Source organism: Pseudomonas sp. DF5 (assembly GCF_058148225.1).
The window spans coordinates 120,401-137,957 of the sequence record NZ_JBYVYM010000002.1; the positions used below are offsets into that span (position 1 = coordinate 120,401).

Below are 17,557 nucleotides of genomic sequence, written 5' to 3' on the forward strand. Positions count from 1 at the left end.
AAAGTCTCGTTGGCTGATGGCGAGCGTCCTCAGGCTATATAGTTAATTTTATTAATCTTTTCAGCGCTGTTCACCATGCATCGACCCGCCTGAATCAAGCCGATGCCTGTCGGTACTTTTTTAGTCGATAGGCAAACTGCGCACGACTCAAACCCAGCAGTCGAGCGGCAGCGGCCAGATTGCCTTGGCTTTTTTGTAGCGCTTCATCGATCAGGCGCGACTCCAGCCCTTCAATGGAGAAGCCGTGTTCCAGGCGAGCCAGGGTCTCCAGCAAGGCCGGGCGAGGCTGTGTGCCGGTGGGACTCTGGTCGGTTGCGGCGAGGCTGCCATTGTCGTCCAGAGAGTACGCATCCTGCGGCATGGGTTCGTTGCGAAACAGGTGGATCAGATCGATGGCTTGGCCGTCTTCGCTGGCGATCAGGCCGCGCTCCACCAGGTTCTGCAATTCCCGTACGTTGCCGGGAAATTCATAGCGCAACAACACCTTGAGTGCGCGCATGGTCAGGCCGGCGGGTTTACGGGCGTAGGCCTGACAGAAGCGCCGCAGGAACGCGTTGACCAGCAACGGAATATCGTCGCGACGTTCGCGCAGTGGCGGCAGCATGATCGGGTAGACATTCAACCGGTAGAACAAGTCTTCGCGAAAATCTCCGGCCGCCACGGCTTTGCGCAGGTCGACATTGGTAGCCGCCACCACCCGGACGTCGACCTTGATTGGCTGGCCACCGCCGATACGCTCGATCTCCCGCTCCTGCAATGCACGCAGCAACTTGCCCTGACCCGGCAGGCTGAGACTGGCGATTTCGTCGAGAAACAGCGTGCCGCCCTGGGCGCGCTCGAAGCGTCCGGGGCGCGAATGGGTCGCGCCGGTGTAGGCGCCACGCTCGACACCAAACAGCTCAGCCTCGATCAGATTGTCCGGGATGGCGGCGCAGTTGAGCGCCACGAAAGGTGCTTGATGGCGTGGGCTGAACTGATGCAACTGACGGGCGAACAATTCTTTGCCGACCCCGGACTCGCCGCTGAACAACACCGTGGCGGGCGTCGGCGCCACGCGCTGCAAGGCGAGGGTAGCGGCATTGAAGGCCGCGCTGGCGCCAATCGGTTTTGGCCCGCCGGGGTTTTCGCTGTCGTCATCCTGGGGGGCGGGCGCCCGGGCTTGAGGCTGTTTGGGCGCGGCGCCTGAGGGTGAGGCGGTGAGATAACTCAGGTCCTGTTCGACATCGCCCCATTGCTCGGCGGTCTTGCCGATCACCCGGCAGCTCTCATGGCCCATGCCCCGGCATTCGGTTTCGCGGAAGATCACCAGACGGCCGAACAGCCCGCTGACATAACCGATGGCATAGCCCAGTTCGGTCCAGCACACCGGGTCCTGGCCGATGCCGAAGGCGGCGATATGTTCGTCGGCCTCACAGGAATGGTGCCAGAGGAATTCACCTTCATAGAAGCCTGAGTCGGCGTCGAATTTGAAGTGCAGGGGTTCGACCTTGGTCATGCCTTCAAGTGTATGCAGACGCGTGCCGGCCGAGAAAACCGCCGCGGCGTCGGCGTCTGGCCAGCGCTCGCGGATCAGCCGCGCATCGCGCGCGCCGGAGAGATAGCCGGTGCGGGTAAACAGGCCGCGGCTCTGTTCCACTCCCTGGCGCTCGATAATTTCCCGTCGCAGCGCGCCGAAGGATGAGCTGTGCAACAGCAGCATGCGCTGGTCGTTGAGCCAGATACGTCCGTCAACAGGGGAAAAGAACAGGCATTCGGTCAACTCGGCCAGGGTCGGTGAGTTGCCTTCGGCCAGTTGGGTGCTGTCGCCTCGGGGCGAGAAATGCTCCTCCTGCACCGCAAGATGAGGAAGCAGCGAATGGGGATTGTTCATTGTTATGCCCCTGAGCGAGTCGACTGATCGAAATGATCAACTAGCAAAACAGTTATTAAACATAACTTTATCATTTGGACAAGTGGCGAGCTGCCAGCTGTACGCCAAGCACCTTGTCCTATTCGCAACCGCCCCTCTAAAGCCCGCAGGCCAGAGCCTTCGCCACTTGAAATATGGCGAAACGCAGGAAGTCGGCACAGCCCTTGCTCTACTGCTTTCACCACGCAAACGCCTTGCATCGTATTAGCAAGGCTGCGTCAGGCAATGACAAACACAAGAGCCGGGAGACCGAAATGTCGGTAAGTGAACCATCTGATTTTCTGCGGGATGAGCCATGGCGCGAGCGCATCTTCAATGGTGACTGGCTACGTCCATTGGGCGGCAGCCATAGCGTCATCGAACCGGCCACTGGCGAGGTGTTGACCGTCACCGGTTTGGCCGATGCAGCGGACATCGCGTTTGCCAGCCTGAACGCCGCTCGTGCTCAACCGGCCTGGGCGGCATTGGGGCCACGGGAACGCGCAGAGATCTTTCGTAAAGCTGCCGCACTGGCCCAGCAACACTTTGCCGAACTGGCGTTGTACATCGCCCGGGAAAGTGGCGGCAGCCTGTTCAAGGGTGAACATGAGGTCCGTGAGGCGATCGTGTTGCTGCATCAGGCGGCCGGGCTGCTGTCGCAACCCCATGGTCTGGTTCTGCCGAGCGAAGCGGGGCGCTTGTCCTATGCACGCCGGTTGCCCCATGGCGTGGTCGGGGTGATCTCGCCGTTCAACTTTCCCCTGGTGTTGTCCCTGCGTTCGGTGGCGCCGGCGCTGGCGGCGGGCAATGCCGTGGTGCTCAAGCCCGATCCGCAGACCCCGGTCAGTGGCGGTTTCATCATTGCCCGGTTGTTCGAGGCGGCCGGTCTGCCCAAGGGCTTGCTGCAGGTTTTACCGGGGGCAGCGCCAGCCGGAGAAGCGCTGTGCCGCGATCCGCATGTGCGGATGATCGCGTTCACCGGCTCCACTGCAGCGGGGCGCAAAGTCGCGGAGCTGGCTGGGCGTCATCTGAAAAAAGTCGCCCTGGAGCTGGGCGGCAAGAACTCGTTGATCGTGCTCGAAGACGCCGATCTCGAACTGGCGACCAGCAACGCCGCCTGGGGTGCCTGGCTGCATCAGGGGCAGATTTGCATGGCCACCGGACTCATCTTGGCCCATGAGTCGATTGCACAAGAGCTGGTCCGTCGGCTGGCAGAAAAGGCACGGGCAATCACGGTCGGCAATGCCGCTCGCGGTGAGGCGGTGCTGGGGCCGTTGATCAACAAACGCCAGCTGTTGCGAGTGCATGAAATCGTTACGGAGAGTGTGACGGCCGGCGCAACTCTGCAAGCCGGCGGCGAGTATGAGCAGCTCTTCTACCAACCCACGGTGCTTTCCGGTGTGCGCCCGGGCATGCGTGCATTCGATGAGGAAATCTTCGGCCCGGTGGCCACGGTGGTGAGTTTTGCCAGCAACGATGAGGCCATCGACCTGGCCAACCGCACCGAGTATGGCTTGTCCGCGGGAATCATTTCGCCTTCGGTCGGGCCCGCGATGGCGATGGGCGAGCAACTCAATTGCGGTCTGCTGCACATCAACGACCAGACAGTGGCCGACGAATGCATCAATCCCTTCGGCGGACGCGGCAGCTCAGGAAATGCCGGCAGCGTTGGCGGTCCGGCCGACTGGGATGAATACACCCAATGGCAATGGGTGACGGTCAAGGATAAGGCGCCGCGTTACCCGTTCTGACGGCGTTTTTTATTGGGGTCGACAAGGTAGGTCGGCCCACCGAGTACACAAAAATAATAAGAGGACTCAACATGAAACTCGACAACAAGATTGTGCTGGTGACCGGCGTTTCTTCGGGTATCGGCGCCGCCACGGCAAGCCTGCTGCGCAGCCACGGCGCTCACGTGATTGGCGTGGACCTGAAGGCTCCGCACATGACCCTGGACGGTTTTGTTCAGGGCGATCTGAGCAGTGCCGAGAACATCGACCGGTTGCTGGCGCAGCTACCGGCACGGATCGACAGCCTGTGCAATATCGCCGGGGTGCCGGGCACTGCAAACCCGCAACTGTTGGCGCGGGTCAACTACCTGGGATTGCGCCACTTGAGCAGCGCGTTGCTGCCACGCATCAACGCTGGCGGCAGCATCGTCAATATCGCCTCGATCCTCGGCGCCGAGTGGCCGTTACGCCTGGAACAGCACAAGGCACTGGCGCGCATCGAAGGTTTCGCCGCCGGGCAGGCCTGGCTGGCCGAGCACCCGGTACCGGACCAGACCTGCTACCAGTATTTCAAGGAAGCCTTGATCGTCTGGAATTACCTGCAGGCCCAACCCTGGTTTCTCGAACATTCGGTGCGCATGAACAGCGTCGCGCCAGGTCCGGTTTTCACACCGATCCTCGGCGACTTCGTGAGCATGCTCGGTGAGGCCCGAACCCAGGCCGATGCCCATCGCATGAAACGCCCCGCTTATGCCGATGAGGTAGCGGCGGTGATCGCTTTCCTGTGTGCCGACGAGTCGCGCTGGATCAACGGCGTCAACCTGGCCGTCGATGGCGGATTGGCCTCCACCTACATCTGAAATGCACACCTGTAGACAGCGGCTGTGGCGAGGGAGCTTGCTCCCGTTCGGCTGCGAAGCAGTCGTAAACCGATAAACAGGTTCTATCCGAGAGAACTCGTTGCCAGATTTTAGGGGCCGCTGCGCGCCCCAACGGGGCGATGCGGCGTTCCGACAAGCCCCCTCGCCACAGATGCAAAGGCAAAAATAAAAATAATGAGGAGCGTCCATGGACAACGTTAAACGTTGCTTTCGTTTCAAACAGTGCGCCCTGTTTCTGGCGTTATGCAGCGCCGGTGTGATGGTCGAAAGGGTCGAGGCCATGCAAATGGACCTTGGTGATTCCGACTGGAAACTGCGTTGGGACAACACCATCAAGTACAGCCAGGCCTGGCGGCTGCAGGGGCAGGACAGCCGATTGGTCAACGCGCCGACCGCCAACGGTCTGTACCCCTCGATCCAGAGTCAGGGTGATAAAAACTTCAGCAGCGGCCTGGTCTCCAATCGTCTGGACCTGTTTTCCGAAATGGACCTCAGCCGGCAAAACTATGGACTGCGCGTGAGCGGCGCAGCCTGGTACGACGATATCTACAACCAGGACACCGACAGCGGCGAGCAAACGCATTTCCTCAGCGAAACCCGCAAACTCCATGGTCGCGACGCGGAAATTCTCGACGCCTTCGTGTTCCTGCGCGGTGATCTTGGTGAAGACTCTCAGGGCGTGATGCGCCTGGGCCGACACAGCCTGATCTACGGCGAAAGCCTGTTCTACGGTGGCAACGGCATTGCCAATGCCCAGGGCCCGACCGATGTGGTCAAGTTGCTCAGTGTGCCGGGGACCCAGTTCAAGGAGATCCTGCGTCCGGTCAATCAAATCTCCGGGCAGTTGCAGATCAACCCGCAGTTGTCGGTGGGCGCTTACTACCAGTTTGAGTGGGAACGCTCCAATGTGCCCGGCGCCGGCAGCTACCTGAGCGATATCGATGCCATCGGTTACGGCAGCGGTTCGCTGCGTGAAGTGTTCGGCAACGACACGGTGAATGGCGGCGATTTGAAACCGCGAAATTCGGGGCAGGGTGGTATGCAGATCCGCTTCAAGCCGACCGGCACCGAGCTGGAGCTGGGTTTCTACGCTGCGCAGTATCACGATAAAACCCCGACCGGCCTGTACGCCTACCTCGACGGTACGGCTGCGGCTGCCACCGGGTTGCCGATCCTGAGTTCCTATCGTCAGGTCTACGCCGAAGACATCAAGACTGCCGGCGTCAGCTTCTCCACCGCTTATGGGCCGTTCAACTTTGCCGGCGAAACCTCCGTGCGCTGGAACGCGCCGCTGGTGAGCAATCTGCAAGTGGTGGCCCCTGGCGTGGCGGCCGATGGCGGCGATAACTCACTGTTTGCCAGGGGCAAAACCGCTCACGCCAACCTGTCGGCGATTTACCTGTTATCGCCCACCGCATTTTGGGATGGCGGCTCGGCGCTGGCCGAGCTGGCCTGGAACCGCACCCTGAGCGTGACCGAGAACGCCGCCGCGCTGGATGCCAACACCACCCGCGATGCTACGGCACTGCGGGTATTGGTGGAGCCGGCGTACTTCCAGATTGTCGACGGGATCGACCTGACCGTGCCGATCGGCCTGGGTGTGGTACTCGATGGGCGCTCTTCGGCGGTCAACAAATCGGGCTTCGGCAATACCCATTCCGGCGACTGGAGTGTCGGGCTCAAGGCCACCTACCTGCAGCGCTGGGATGTCGGCCTGAACTACGTGAACTTCTTCGGTGCCCCAAAAGCCGGGCTGCGCGAGGACGGCAATTTCAGTTACGGGCAGTCGTTGGCCGACCGCGACTTCGTCTCGCTCTACGTGAAAACCTCATTCTAATAAGGTGGATTCACCATGCAGAACAAAGCATTTCTCAACACTTGCGTCCTCACCCTGGCCCTTGCCGGCATGAGCCTGGCGCAGGCGGCCGTGTCGCCTGAGCAGGCTGCACGTTTGAAGTCTGAACTGACGCCCCTTGGTGGCGAGCGCGCCGGCAATGCCGATGGCAGCATCCCGGCCTGGGAGGGCGGCTACACCAAGGTCGCGCCGGGCTACAAGCCTGGTGACAAACGTCCCGATCCATTTGCCGGTGAAAAACCGCTGTATTCGATCAAGGCCTCGAACATGGAGCAGTACGCCAATGTACTGGCCGAAGGCACCAAGTTGCTGCTGAAGAAATACCCGGACTATCGCCTGGACGTGTACCCGACCCATCGCTCGGCGGCAGCCCCGCAATGGGTGTATGACAACACCGGCAAGAATGCCACTCGCGCCACGCTGGACGTGGCGAGCGAGAAAGTCTCCGGCGCCTATGGCGGCATTCCGTTCCCGATCCCGGAAAACGGTACGCAAGTGCTGTGGAACTATCGGTTGTCCTGGCAGGGTGGCGACACCATCAGTTCGCCTTTCGATACCTGGCTGATGACCGCCGGCGGCAAGAAAGTCCAGGCGACCCGCGCCCAGTACACCTACCAGTTTCCCTACTACGTCGAAGACGGCAGCCTGGAAAACTTTTCCGGCAAGTACCTGGTGGGCAAGCTGCTGACCGAGTTGCCATCGTCCAAGGCCGGTGAAGGCCTGATGACCCATTGGGACCTGGACCCGGCCAACCGTGCGGCCTGGCAGTATCTGGTCGGCCAGCGCCGGGTGCGTCGGGCGCCGAACATTGCCTACGACACCCCGGACTTCGTGACCTCCGGGGTTGGTCTGTTCGACGAAGCGTTCATGCTGTTCGGGCCTACCGATCGCTATGACCTCAAGCTGATGGGCAAGAAAGAATTGATCGTCGCCTACAACAATAACCGCGCCGGTCTGGCCAAGAGCGACGACCTGCTCAAACAGAACTTCCTCAATCCTGATCTGGTGCGTTGGGAGAAGCATCGGGTCTGGGTGGTCGAGGCCACGCTCAAATCCGGCAAGCGCCATGTGGTACCGCGTCGGACTTACTACATCGACGAAGACTCCTGGCAGATCCTGATGGCTGACGGATATGACGCCCAGGGCAAGCTCGGACGGCAGATGTATTCGCTGACGCTGCTGGCGCCGGACCTGCCGGCCCTCACCGCGCAGGTCATGTGGGGCAGCTACAACCTCGACACCGGCGCCTACTTCCTTAACTCATCGAGCAACGATCTGGCGGTCCAGTACCAGAAGGTCGCGAAACCTTCGGCGTCCTATTTCACGCCGGATGCCATGGCCAACGAAAACATGCGTTGAACCTGAGGGAGGCCGTGGCGGGTGAGGGTGCGCGCTGCGGTCGCCTGTGACTTTGCGAGTGGGATACAGACATGATGGGGCAAAAACGCTATGCGGGCTTCGGCCTGCGCCGGGGCGCCTGCGTCCTGGCATTGGGTTTGATGGCGTGTGTGTTCAACGCCCAGGCGAGCACGTTTGCAGTACTGCAGCAACCGGCACTGTCGACCGCCAAGGCCCAGCGCGCGGCAATGCTCGGGTTGACCCGGGCCGGCGAGCGTCTGGTGGCTGTCGGCGAGCGCGGGATCGTGCTGCTCTCGGATGACGCTGGAAGCAATTGGCGGCAGGCCATTGTGCCGGTCAGCGTCAGCCTGACGGCAGTGCAATTCGTCGATGCCGAGCAGGGCTGGGCGGTCGGTCATCTGGGCGTGGTGTTGCACACCGAGGACGGCGGTGAAACCTGGCACAAGCAACTCGACGGTGAACGTGCCGCCGCGCTGGCGGTGCAGGTCGCTGAGCGCGATGCCAATCAACCGAGCGGGGCCGGCAACCTGGCGCAGGCCCGGCAGATGCTCGACGACGGACCGGATAAACCGTTTCTCGACCTGTACTTCAGTGACCGCCTGCACGGCTACGTCGTTGGCGCCTACAACCAGATCTACCGTACCGACGACGGCGGGCGAAGCTGGCAGCCGTGGATGCAGCATGTGGACAATCCGCAGGGCCTGAACCTGTATGGCATTCGCGCCTCGGGCAACGATCTGCTGTTGGTGGGGGAGCGCGGTTTACTGTTGCGTTCGACCGATGCCGGGCATTCATTCCAGGCCTTGAAGTCACCTTATGAAGGCAGCTTTTTCGGCTTGCTCGGCACTCGCGGCGGCGCCTTGATTGCCTACGGTTTGCGCGGTAACGCCTGGTGGTCCGATGACCGTGGCGGCAGTTGGCGACGCCTCGACACCGGCATCGAATCAACACTGGCGAGCGCCATCGAACTGCGCGATGGCAGCCTGCTGTTGGCCAGCCAGGGCGGCGAACTTTTATTCAGTCATGACCAAGGTCGTAGCTTCGACAAACGCCAGAGCCGCAGCGGCGGGACTGTCGCGGCCGTGCAACAGGCGGCCGACGGCAGCCTGGCCAGCGTCGGTTTGAGCGGTGTGGCCGCTGACCAGGATCCACGAGCCTCTGGCAAACCTTGAAACTTCACGGTGCAGCGCTATCGGGCCACGGCCCGTGCAACAGGAGTCAGACTTGAAAGACGAAAAAACTCAAACCGTGATCGGCCGCCTGGCAGACTTCGACCAGGCGTCGGGTAACTTCGCCGAGCGGGCGATCTTCAACCATCGACCGTTGGTGATCCTGCTGTGTCTGCTGGTGACGCTGGTGCTCGGCTGGCAAGCCACGCGCATCGGCATCAATGCCAGTTATGAGAAAACCATTCCCACGGGGCATCCCTATGTCGCCAACTTCCTGCAGAATCGCAGTGAGTTGAGCGGCCTGGGCAACTCGCTGCGGATCGCCGTGGAGGTCAAACAAGGCAGCATTTTCACCAAGGACTATCTCGACACCCTGGCCAGGCTTAACGATGAGCTCTATCTGCTGCCGGGTGTCGACCGGCCCTACATGAAATCGTTATGGACCCCGACCACGCGCTGGACTGCCGTGACCGAGGAGGGGCTCGATGGCGGCACCGTGATCCCCGACGACTACGATGGCTCGGCGGCCAGTATCGAACAGGTGCGAACCAACGTCGCGCGTTCCGGTGAGGTCGGTCAATTGGTGGCCGGCAACTTCAAGTCCAGCGTGATCTTCGTGCCGTTGCTGGACATCAGTCCGCAGACCGGCAAGGCCCTGGACTACGGCGAGTTTTCCCGGCAACTGGAAGCCCTGCGGGACAAGTACCAGAGCGACGACCTGCGAATTCATATCACCGGTTTCACCAAGATCGTCGGCGATTTGATCGAGGGGTTGACCCAAGTCTTGTTGTTCTTCGTGGTGGCGGTGCTGGTGACGGTGTTGGTGCTGTTTGGCTACACCCGTTGCGCGCGCAGCACGCTGGTGGTGGTGACGTGTTCGCTGGTGGCGGTGCTCTGGCAGTTAGGTCTGCTCGCCATCCTCGGTTATGAGTTGGACCCCTACTCGGCACTGGTGCCGTTTCTGGTGTTTGCCATCGGCATGAGCCATGGCGCGCAGAAGATGAACGGCATCATGCAGGACGTCGGTCGCGGCACCCACCGGGTGGTGGCCGCGCGTTATACCTTCCGCCGACTGTTCGCGGCCGGCATGACCGCGTTGCTCTGTGATGCGGTGGGCTTCGCGGTGCTGCTGCTGATCAATATCCGGGTGATTCAGGATCTGGCGATCACCGCCAGCCTCGGCGTGGCGGTGCTGATTTTCACCAACCTGATTCTGTTGCCGATCCTGCTCAGCTATATCGGTGTCAGCCCGGCAGCGGCGCAACGCAGCCTGAGTTCGGAAAACGTCGAATTGCAGGCGCAGATCAAGCATCCGTTGTGGCGCGTGCTCGACTTGTTCACCCAACGGCGCTGGGCCATGGGCGCCATGCTCGGTGGTCTGCTGCTGGCAGCGTTCGGTTTTGCCGTGAGCCTGCACCTGAAGATCGGCGATCTCGATCCCGGCGCCCCGGAGTTGCGGGCTGACTCGCGCTACAACCGCGACGCGCTGTTCATGACCCAAAACTATGCGGCCAGCTCGGATATTTTCGTGGTCATGATCAAGACTCCGGAAGATCAGTGCACCCGCTACGCGAGCCTGTCGGCAGTGGATGCGTTGGCCTGGCGGCTGGAGCAATTGCCCGGCGTGGAGTCGACCACCTCAATGGCGGCGCTGAGCAAAATCGCCACGGCCGGTTACAACGAAGGCAACTTCAAATGGTATGAGCTGATCCCCAATGATGGTGCGCTGGGCGCCGTGCAAACCCGTGCTCCGCGGGAGCTGTTCAATCAGGGCTGCTCGATGTTGTCGCTGTACGTTTACCTGGCCGATCACAAGGCCGATACCCTGAATCGGGTGGTGGAGGCCAGCGAGAAATTCATCAGCGAGCATCAGGTGCCAGAGGTCAAATTCATGCTGGCCGCCGGCAGCGCCGGGATCGAAGCCGCGACCAATATTGTGGTGAAAAAATCCATGCGCGAGATGCTGTTCTGGGTCTACGGCGCGGTCAGCCTGTTATGCCTGCTGACCTTCCGCAGCTGGCGCGCAACCCTTTGCGCGATGCTGCCGCTGATGCTCACCTCGATTCTGTGCGAGGCGCTGATGGTGGGGCTGGGTATGGGGGTCAAAGTCGCGACCCTGCCGGTAATCGCATTGGGCGTGGGCATTGGCATCGACTACGCGCTCTATGTCTTGAGTGTGATCCTGGCTCGAATGCGTGCCGGCGACACTCTGGCCCAGGCGTATTACCAGGCGCTGCTGTTCACCGGCAAAGTGGTGTTGCTGACCGGCATGACCCTGGCGGTTGCAGTGTCGACCTGGGCGTTTTCACCGATCAAGTTCCAGGCCGACATGGGGATTCTGCTGGCGTTCATGTTCCTGGTGAACATGCTCGGTGCCTTGATCCTGCTGCCGGCCTTGGCCTGGCTGCTGCTGCCGCAGAAGGTCTTCGCAAAAAAGCCTGAAGCGAGCCGGCATGGGCAGTTGGTCAAGGAGGGCTGAAGGGCTAGGCGGCGGTACACCGTCTGTAGCAGCTGCCGAGCCTGCGAGGCTGCGTTCGGCTGCGAAGCAGTCGTCAAACCAGAGTTCGCGGTGCATCAGGCAGACCGCATCAGCCGGATTCACGACTGCTTCGCAGCCGAACGCAGCCTCGCAAGCTCGACAGCTGCTACGGCCGAATGCAAGCTGCTACGAGGAGCGCACCCCGGTCAGGTTTTATCCGCGACCGGGTTCGCCGTACGTAACTGCGGTTCGGCCGAACGGGTAATCACGCTGATGATCGCCAGTGCTGCAATCAGCAGCCCGGGAGACGTCGCCAGCAAAACTCCGGTGGTGCCGGCCCCGGCCGCCAGAATCTGCCCGGCGGCCAAGGGCCCGGCCACCGATCCGAGGCGACCGATAGCCACCGCTGCGCCAACACCGGTGGCGCGCACCGAGGTCGGGTACGACGGCGGTGCCAGGGCGTACAGCACCAGCTGCGCGGCCATCACAAACAACCCGGCGGAAAAACCGGCGATGGCCATGGGGACGATGCCCACCGACAGGCCGACTCCAGCCAGCGCCGTCAGCAACCCGGCGTAGACAAACAGCACCACTTTGATGCCGTTGCAGCGATCCAGCAGCAGCCCGCCGAGCAGGGAACCGAGGGCGCCGCCGATGTTGAACAGCATCTGCACCAGGCCAGCCTGGGGTTTGCTGAAACCCTGTTCCAGCAACAGCGATGGCAGCCAGTTGAGCAGCATGTACATCACGGTCAGGGTGAAGAAGTAGCTCAGCCACAACGCCAGGGTGACGCGGGTCCGGTCTTCGCCGAACAGCGCCTGGCCGGTTGACGCGCGCGCCAGGTTGACGCTGCCTTGTTGCTGGCGAAAGGCGCTGGACTCGGGCAGCAGCAGGACCATCAACGGCACCACCAGCAAGGGCACGAGACCACCGATGATGAAGGTCATCTGCCAATGCTCAGCGAACAGCATGGCGACCACCGCCGCCAGTGCGCCGCCCAACGGCACGCCGGCATACATGATGCTGATCGCAGTGCCACGACGTTGCTCACCCACGGCTTCGGCACACAGCGCGATTAGGTTGGGCAGGGCGGCGCCCAGGCCCAGGCCCGTCATGAAGCGCGCCAGCAGCAGGCCGGAAAAACTGCTGACATAGGCGGTGCTGAGGGAGAAAACGCCGAACAGCAGCACGGCGCCGATGAGGATTTTCTTGCGACCAATGCGATCGGCGATCCAGCCGCCGAAGAAGGCGCCCGGCAGCAAACCGATGATGCCGGCGCTGAATACCCAGCCCATCATTTTCGGGTCCAGGGCAAAGGTCTGGCGCAGGCCTGCGGCGGCAGTGCCGGCGGCTTGCAGGTCGAAGCCTTCGATCAGTGCAACGATAAAACACAGGGCGATAGTCAGCGTCGTGCGACGTGATGGGGTGTCCATGGCGAACCTCATTATTGTTTTTGTTGGGGCTTACGGGGGAACGCGAGCCTGATTGCTGTGGGCGGTAACAGGCTGAAATTAAGATTAACAAAGATAACTAAAAAATGAATGACCAAGGTTTTTTGCTGAAAAATTCAATTAATTTCATTTAAATCAATGTGATGACATAGGGTTGGTGATGTATTTAAAAAATAGATAATAATATTAATGTTCGATTATCGGTCATTGTGGATTGACGCCACTCTCAGGCGTTTCCATTCTCTGACCGGAGATCCTTGGGGCAACCCGACGATCCCGTTCAAAAAAACAACAACAATAAGTGGACATCGAACATGCCAAATCTCCCTCGGGACGCCCTCGTGGCGATCTCAACCTTACCTGTTCGCGCACGTCGTCTGGCCCTGTTGGGTTTGAGTGTGATTGCCACTCCGGCGCTGGCCGAAGGCTTTATCGATGACAGTCACGGCACCTTGACCCTGCGCAATTACTACCTGGATCGGGACTACAAGGACGACGGGGCGAAGACCGCGGCCCGGGAATGGGCCCAGGGTTTCATCATGAATGTGGAGTCGGGCTTTACCCCGGGGACTGTTGGTTTTGGCCTGGACGCTCGCGGCCTGATGGGGGTCAAGCTGGACTCGTCGCCCGACCGCAGTGGCACCGAGTTGTTGCCGGTGTCTGCCAGTGACAAGCGTGCGGCGGACGAGTATTCGCGCCTGGCCATGACCGCCAAGATGCGCTTTGCCCAGACCACGGTGAAGACCGGCGATGTATCGATCTTCCTGCCGTTCGCTTTCGCCAGTCCGTCACGGCTGCTGCCGCAGACGTTTCGCGGCACCACCCTCAGTTCAAAGGACATCGACGGGCTGACCTTCAACACTGGCTACATCGATCGCATCAACAAGCGCGATTCCACCAACTACCAGCCGATGAGCATCGCCTCGCCGAACCGGCGTTTCAACGGCGCGGCCACCTCATCGCATATGGCCTATGTTGGCGGCGATTACCAGGTGAACAAGGATCTGAGCCTGCGTGCCTATCACGCCGAAGTGGCGGATCTGTACCAGCAGAACACCCTGGCCTTGCTGCACACGTTGCAGGTGGGCGAGGGCACGTTGACCACTGACCTGCGCAGTTTTTTCAGCGACGAGGACGGTAGTGCGAAGGCCGGCAAGGTGGACAACCGCAACCTCTCGGCGCTGTTCGGCTACCGCTTTGGCGGCCATCGCCTGAGCCTGGGTTATATGCACTCCAGTGGTGACACCGCGACGCCTTACGTGTCGGGCACCGAGTTGATGGGCATGAGTGAGTTGACCATGAGCTCGGACTTTCTCAATGCCAAGGAGCGAACCTGGCAGGCGATCTACGACTATGACTTCGCCGCCGCCGGGGTGCCCGGCCTGAAGAGCCGGCTGCGTTATGTGCGCGGTGACCATATCGAACTGGCGGCGCTGAATGCCGACGACCGCAAGGAGCGGGAGTTCCAGATGGAGCTGGGGTATGTGATCCAGAGTGGGCCGCTGAAGAACGTCGGGCTGATGGCGCGCAAGTCGATCTATCGCAATGACTTCCCCACTGGCGCGGCGTTTCGCGATGAAAACCAGACCCGCTTTCTGGTGCTCTACACCGTGCCGATCTGGTAAGTCGTTTCAGGCCTGATAGACCTTCTTCAGCAACCTGAGCAGTTCTTCGCGTTCCTGACTGTCGAGGGCGGACGTGGCATCCATGTCGCTCTCGGCAGCGATCAGTTTCAGCTCCTTGAGCAGGGTTTCGCCGGTCTTGCTGAGAAAAATCCCGTAGGAGCGTTTGTCCGGTTTGCAGCGCACTCGCACCGCCAGCGCCCGGCTTTCCAGTTTGTTCAGCAGCGGCACCACTTGCGGTGGCTCGATGGCCAGTGCCTTGGCCAGGTCGGCCTGCATCAGCCCGGGGTTCTGGTCGATGATCGCCAGGGCCGAGAACTGCGCCGGGCGCAAGTCGTGGGCCGAGAGCCGGCCAATCAGGTTCTGGAACAGTTTCAGTTGCGCCCGGCGCATGGCGTAACCGATCAGGTCGTCGAGGGCTGCGTCCAGCGACGCCTGGGTTTCGGGGCTGTCGGCAGGCGCCTCGGGGGCGGCGGCAATCTTGGAAGACTTGGCCATTGCAGGGTGAATCCTCGGGCTGGCGGTTAAGAAGGCTATCTAGTTTGCCGAGATTGGCCGGGGATAGCCACGACCTCTTTCAGATTTCTAGGCGCTGCGCCCGTTTCAGGCACGAAAACAACTCGGTTAATTTTATTAATAGTTAATTGACATAACTATATTTGCGGTTTAGTTTTTACCCATCGTCAAGCCAAGAACAAGAGAGCATCGCCATGAGCAATTACGAAGGTCGCTGGACAACGGTCAAAGTGGAAATCGAGGAAGGCATCGCTTGGGTCATCCTCAACCGTCCGGAAAAACGCAACGCCATGAGCCCGACCCTGAACCGCGAGATGATCGACGTTCTGGAAACCCTGGAGCAGGATCCGGACGCCGGTGTCCTGGTGTTGACGGGCGCGGGCGAAGCCTGGACTGCAGGCATGGACCTCAAGGAATACTTCCGCGAAGTGGACGCCGGCCCGGAAATCCTTCAGGAAAAAATCCGCCGCGAAGCCTCTCAATGGCAATGGAAACTGCTGCGCATGTACGCCAAGCCGACCATCGCCATGGTTAACGGCTGGTGCTTCGGTGGCGGTTTCAGCCCGCTGGTGGCCTGCGATCTGGCGATCTGCGCCGATGAAGCGACTTTCGGCCTGTCGGAAATCAACTGGGGCATTCCGCCGGGCAACCTGGTGAGCAAGGCCATGGCCGACACTGTGGGCCATCGCCAGTCGCTGTACTACATCATGACCGGCAAGACCTTCGGCGGACAGAAAGCCGCCGAGATGGGCCTGGTCAACGAGAGCGTGCCGCTGGCGCAACTGCGTGAGGTGACGATTGAGCTGGCGCGTAACCTGCTGGAGAAAAACCCGGTGGTGCTGCGTGCGGCCAAGCATGGCTTCAAGCGTTGCCGCGAACTCACCTGGGAGCAGAACGAAGACTACCTGTACGCCAAGCTCGATCAGTCGCGCCTGCTGGATACCGAAGGTGGCCGCGAGCAGGGCATGAAGCAGTTCCTCGACGACAAGAGCATCAAGCCCGGTTTGCAGGCTTACAAACGCTGAGCCCTGGCGTTGAGAACAAGGCGAGCTGGCCGGGCGATCGAGCGTCCGCCAGCTGTTCGCCCCGGCGCCTCGGCGCTACTGTGAGCCCCTCGAACGTATTCCCGATAAAGACAATAAAGAGGAATCACCATGCTGGACGTGCCCCTGCTGATCGGCGGCCAGTCGTGCCCCGCCCGAGACGGTCGAACCTTCGAACGGCGTAATCCGGTGACCGGCGAAATCGTGTCGCGGGTTGCCGCCGCCACCCTGGAAGATGCCGACGCCGCCGTGGCTGCGGCCAAAGCGGCATTCCCCACCTGGGCGGCCCTGGCCCCCAATGAACGACGCACCCGGTTGCTGCGCGCCGCCGAGCAGTTGCAGGCCCGCAGCGCAGAATTCATCGCCGCCGCCGGCGAGACCGGCGCCATGGCCAACTGGTACGGTTTCAATGTGCATCTGGCGTCGAACATGCTGCGTGAAGCGGCATCGATGACCACCCAGATCACCGGCGAAGTCATTCCTTCGGATGTGCCCGGCAGCTTCGCCATGGCCCTGCGTCAACCGTGTGGCGTGGTGCTCGGCATCGCGCCGTGGAACGCCCCAGTCATCCTCGCCACCCGTGCTATCGCCATGCCGTTGGCCTGCGGTAACACAGTGGTGCTCAAGGCGTCGGAACTGAGCCCGGCGGTGCACCGGCTGATTGGCCAGGTATTGCAGGACGCCGGCCTCGGTGACGGCGTGGTCAACGTCATCAGCAACGCGCCCCAGGATGCCGCGGCGATTGTCGAACGGCTGATCGCCAACCCGGCGGTGCGTCGGGTCAACTTCACCGGCTCGACCCATGTCGGGCGCATTGTTGGTGAACTGTCGGCGCGTCATCTCAAACCGGCGTTGCTGGAGCTGGGCGGCAAGGCGCCGTTCCTGGTGCTGGAAGATGCCGACCTGGATGCGGCAGTCGAGGCCGCAGCCTTCGGTGCCTTTTTCAACCAGGGGCAGATCTGCATGTCCACCGAGCGCCTGATCGTCGATGCCAAGGTGGCCGATGCCTTTGTCGCCAAACTGGCGGCGAAGATCGCCACCTTGCCCGCCGGCAACCCCAATGCCGAAGGTTCGGTGCTCGGTTCTCTGGTGGACAGCAGCGCCGGTGAACGGATCAAACTGATGATCGACGATGCTCTCGACAAGGGCGCAACCCTGGTCGCGGGTGGCGGGTTGGAGGGCAGTATTCTGCAGCCGACCTTGCTCGATAGCGTCACCGATGCCATGCGCCTGTACCGCGAAGAATCCTTTGGCCCGGTGGCGGTGGTGCTGCGCGGTGAGGGCGATGAAGAGCTGCTGCGTCTGGCCAATGATTCCGAGTTCGGCTTGTCGGCGGCGATCTTCAGTCGTGACACCGGTCGCGCGTTGGCCTTGGCCCAGCGAGTCGAGTCGGGCATCTGCCACATCAACGGCCCGACCGTGCACGACGAGGCACAGATGCCTTTCGGCGGGGTCAAGTCCAGCGGCTATGGCAGTTTTGGCGGCAAGGCGTCCATCGAGCACTTCACCCAATTGCGCTGGGTGACCTTGCAGAACGGCCCGCGGCACTACCCGATCTGAGCAG

The 17,557-nt window shown here is 61.4% G+C and carries 12 protein-coding genes; 9 read left to right on the plus strand and 3 right to left on the minus strand.

Going from position 1 to position 17,557, the window contains the following annotated elements; translation table 11 throughout:
• Window positions 1-94 precede the first annotated feature (94 nt).
• Window positions 95-1,870 carry a sigma 54-interacting transcriptional regulator gene (locus AC30D7_RS02600; RefSeq protein WP_490132909.1) on the minus strand — a complete coding sequence of 592 codons (1,776 nt, stop codon included), beginning with the start codon at window positions 1,868-1,870 and terminating at the stop codon, window positions 95-97.
• A 293-nt stretch (window positions 1,871-2,163) separates the two neighbouring features.
• Between AC30D7_RS02600 and AC30D7_RS02605 the strand changes: the two genes are divergently transcribed.
• The 6 genes from AC30D7_RS02605 (at window position 2,164) to AC30D7_RS02630 (ending at window position 11,361) form a co-directional block, all read left to right on the plus strand.
• On the plus strand, window positions 2,164-3,639 hold the full coding sequence (locus AC30D7_RS02605; protein WP_490132910.1) for a benzaldehyde dehydrogenase: 1,476 nt from the start codon (window positions 2,164-2,166) through the stop codon (window positions 3,637-3,639).
• Between the two features lie 71 nt (window positions 3,640-3,710).
• Window positions 3,711-4,478 carry a coniferyl-alcohol dehydrogenase gene (locus AC30D7_RS02610; RefSeq protein WP_019578612.1) on the plus strand — a complete coding sequence of 256 codons (768 nt, stop codon included), beginning with the start codon at window positions 3,711-3,713 and terminating at the stop codon, window positions 4,476-4,478.
• Window positions 4,479-4,686: 208 nt separating this feature from the next.
• A complete protein-coding gene (locus AC30D7_RS02615; protein WP_490132911.1) occupies window positions 4,687-6,336 on the plus strand; it encodes a DUF1302 domain-containing protein in 1,650 nt (549 codons plus the stop codon).
• Window positions 6,337-6,351: 15 nt separating this feature from the next.
• Window positions 6,352-7,713 carry a DUF1329 domain-containing protein gene (locus AC30D7_RS02620; protein ID WP_490132912.1) on the plus strand — a complete coding sequence of 454 codons (1,362 nt, stop codon included), beginning with the start codon at window positions 6,352-6,354 and terminating at the stop codon, window positions 7,711-7,713.
• Between the two features lie 71 nt (window positions 7,714-7,784).
• Window positions 7,785-8,885, plus strand: coding sequence for a WD40/YVTN/BNR-like repeat-containing protein (locus AC30D7_RS02625; RefSeq protein WP_490132913.1), 1,101 nt, complete (start codon window positions 7,785-7,787; stop codon window positions 8,883-8,885).
• Between the two features lie 52 nt (window positions 8,886-8,937).
• The gene (locus AC30D7_RS02630; RefSeq protein ID WP_490132914.1) at window positions 8,938-11,361 is read left to right on the plus strand and encodes an efflux RND transporter permease subunit; all 2,424 of its coding nucleotides are present in this window, start codon (window positions 8,938-8,940) and stop codon (window positions 11,359-11,361) included.
• A gap of 206 nt (window positions 11,362-11,567) precedes the next feature.
• Here the strand turns inward: AC30D7_RS02630 and mhpT are convergent, their stop codons facing one another.
• Window positions 11,568-12,794, minus strand: a complete 1,227-nt coding sequence (gene mhpT, locus AC30D7_RS02635; RefSeq protein ID WP_490132915.1) for a 3-(3-hydroxy-phenyl)propionate transporter MhpT — start codon at window positions 12,792-12,794, stop codon at window positions 11,568-11,570.
• A 332-nt stretch (window positions 12,795-13,126) separates the two neighbouring features.
• Between mhpT and AC30D7_RS02640 the strand changes: the two genes are divergently transcribed.
• The gene (locus tag AC30D7_RS02640; protein WP_490132916.1) at window positions 13,127-14,437 is read left to right on the plus strand and encodes an OprD family porin; all 1,311 of its coding nucleotides are present in this window, start codon (window positions 13,127-13,129) and stop codon (window positions 14,435-14,437) included.
• 6 nt (window positions 14,438-14,443) lie between these two features.
• On the opposite strand, the gene AC30D7_RS02645 is transcribed toward AC30D7_RS02640, so the two are convergent.
• Complete coding sequence (locus AC30D7_RS02645) at window positions 14,444-14,932, minus strand: MarR family winged helix-turn-helix transcriptional regulator (protein WP_018927890.1); 489 nt, start codon at window positions 14,930-14,932, stop codon at window positions 14,444-14,446.
• A 212-nt stretch (window positions 14,933-15,144) separates the two neighbouring features.
• Between AC30D7_RS02645 and AC30D7_RS02650 the strand changes: the two genes are divergently transcribed.
• Window positions 15,145-15,975: a p-hydroxycinnamoyl CoA hydratase/lyase gene (locus AC30D7_RS02650; protein ID WP_007895816.1), complete on the plus strand. Its 831-nt coding sequence runs from the start codon at window positions 15,145-15,147 to the stop codon at window positions 15,973-15,975.
• 129 nt (window positions 15,976-16,104) lie between these two features.
• The gene (locus AC30D7_RS02655; protein WP_490132917.1) at window positions 16,105-17,553 is read left to right on the plus strand and encodes an aldehyde dehydrogenase; all 1,449 of its coding nucleotides are present in this window, start codon (window positions 16,105-16,107) and stop codon (window positions 17,551-17,553) included.
• Window positions 17,554-17,557 lie beyond the last annotated feature (4 nt).

Coding starts and splice junctions, on each gene's coding strand:
- AC30D7_RS02615 (WP_490132911.1), top strand. CDS start 4,687: ATGGACAACGTTAAACGTTGCTTTCGTTTCAAACAGTGCGCCCTGTTT.
- AC30D7_RS02645 (WP_018927890.1), bottom strand. CDS start 14,932: ATGGCCAAGTCTTCCAAGATTGCCGCCGCCCCCGAGGCGCCTGCCGAC.
- AC30D7_RS02605 (WP_490132910.1), top strand. CDS start 2,164: ATGTCGGTAAGTGAACCATCTGATTTTCTGCGGGATGAGCCATGGCGC.
- AC30D7_RS02640 (WP_490132916.1), top strand. CDS start 13,127: ATGCCAAATCTCCCTCGGGACGCCCTCGTGGCGATCTCAACCTTACCT.
- AC30D7_RS02600 (WP_490132909.1), bottom strand. CDS start 1,870: ATGAACAATCCCCATTCGCTGCTTCCTCATCTTGCGGTGCAGGAGGAG.
- AC30D7_RS02620 (WP_490132912.1), top strand. CDS start 6,352: ATGCAGAACAAAGCATTTCTCAACACTTGCGTCCTCACCCTGGCCCTT.
- AC30D7_RS02610 (WP_019578612.1), top strand. CDS start 3,711: ATGAAACTCGACAACAAGATTGTGCTGGTGACCGGCGTTTCTTCGGGT.
- AC30D7_RS02625 (WP_490132913.1), top strand. CDS start 7,785: ATGATGGGGCAAAAACGCTATGCGGGCTTCGGCCTGCGCCGGGGCGCC.
- AC30D7_RS02650 (WP_007895816.1), top strand. CDS start 15,145: ATGAGCAATTACGAAGGTCGCTGGACAACGGTCAAAGTGGAAATCGAG.
- AC30D7_RS02655 (WP_490132917.1), top strand. CDS start 16,105: ATGCTGGACGTGCCCCTGCTGATCGGCGGCCAGTCGTGCCCCGCCCGA.
- mhpT (WP_490132915.1), bottom strand. CDS start 12,794: ATGGACACCCCATCACGTCGCACGACGCTGACTATCGCCCTGTGTTTT.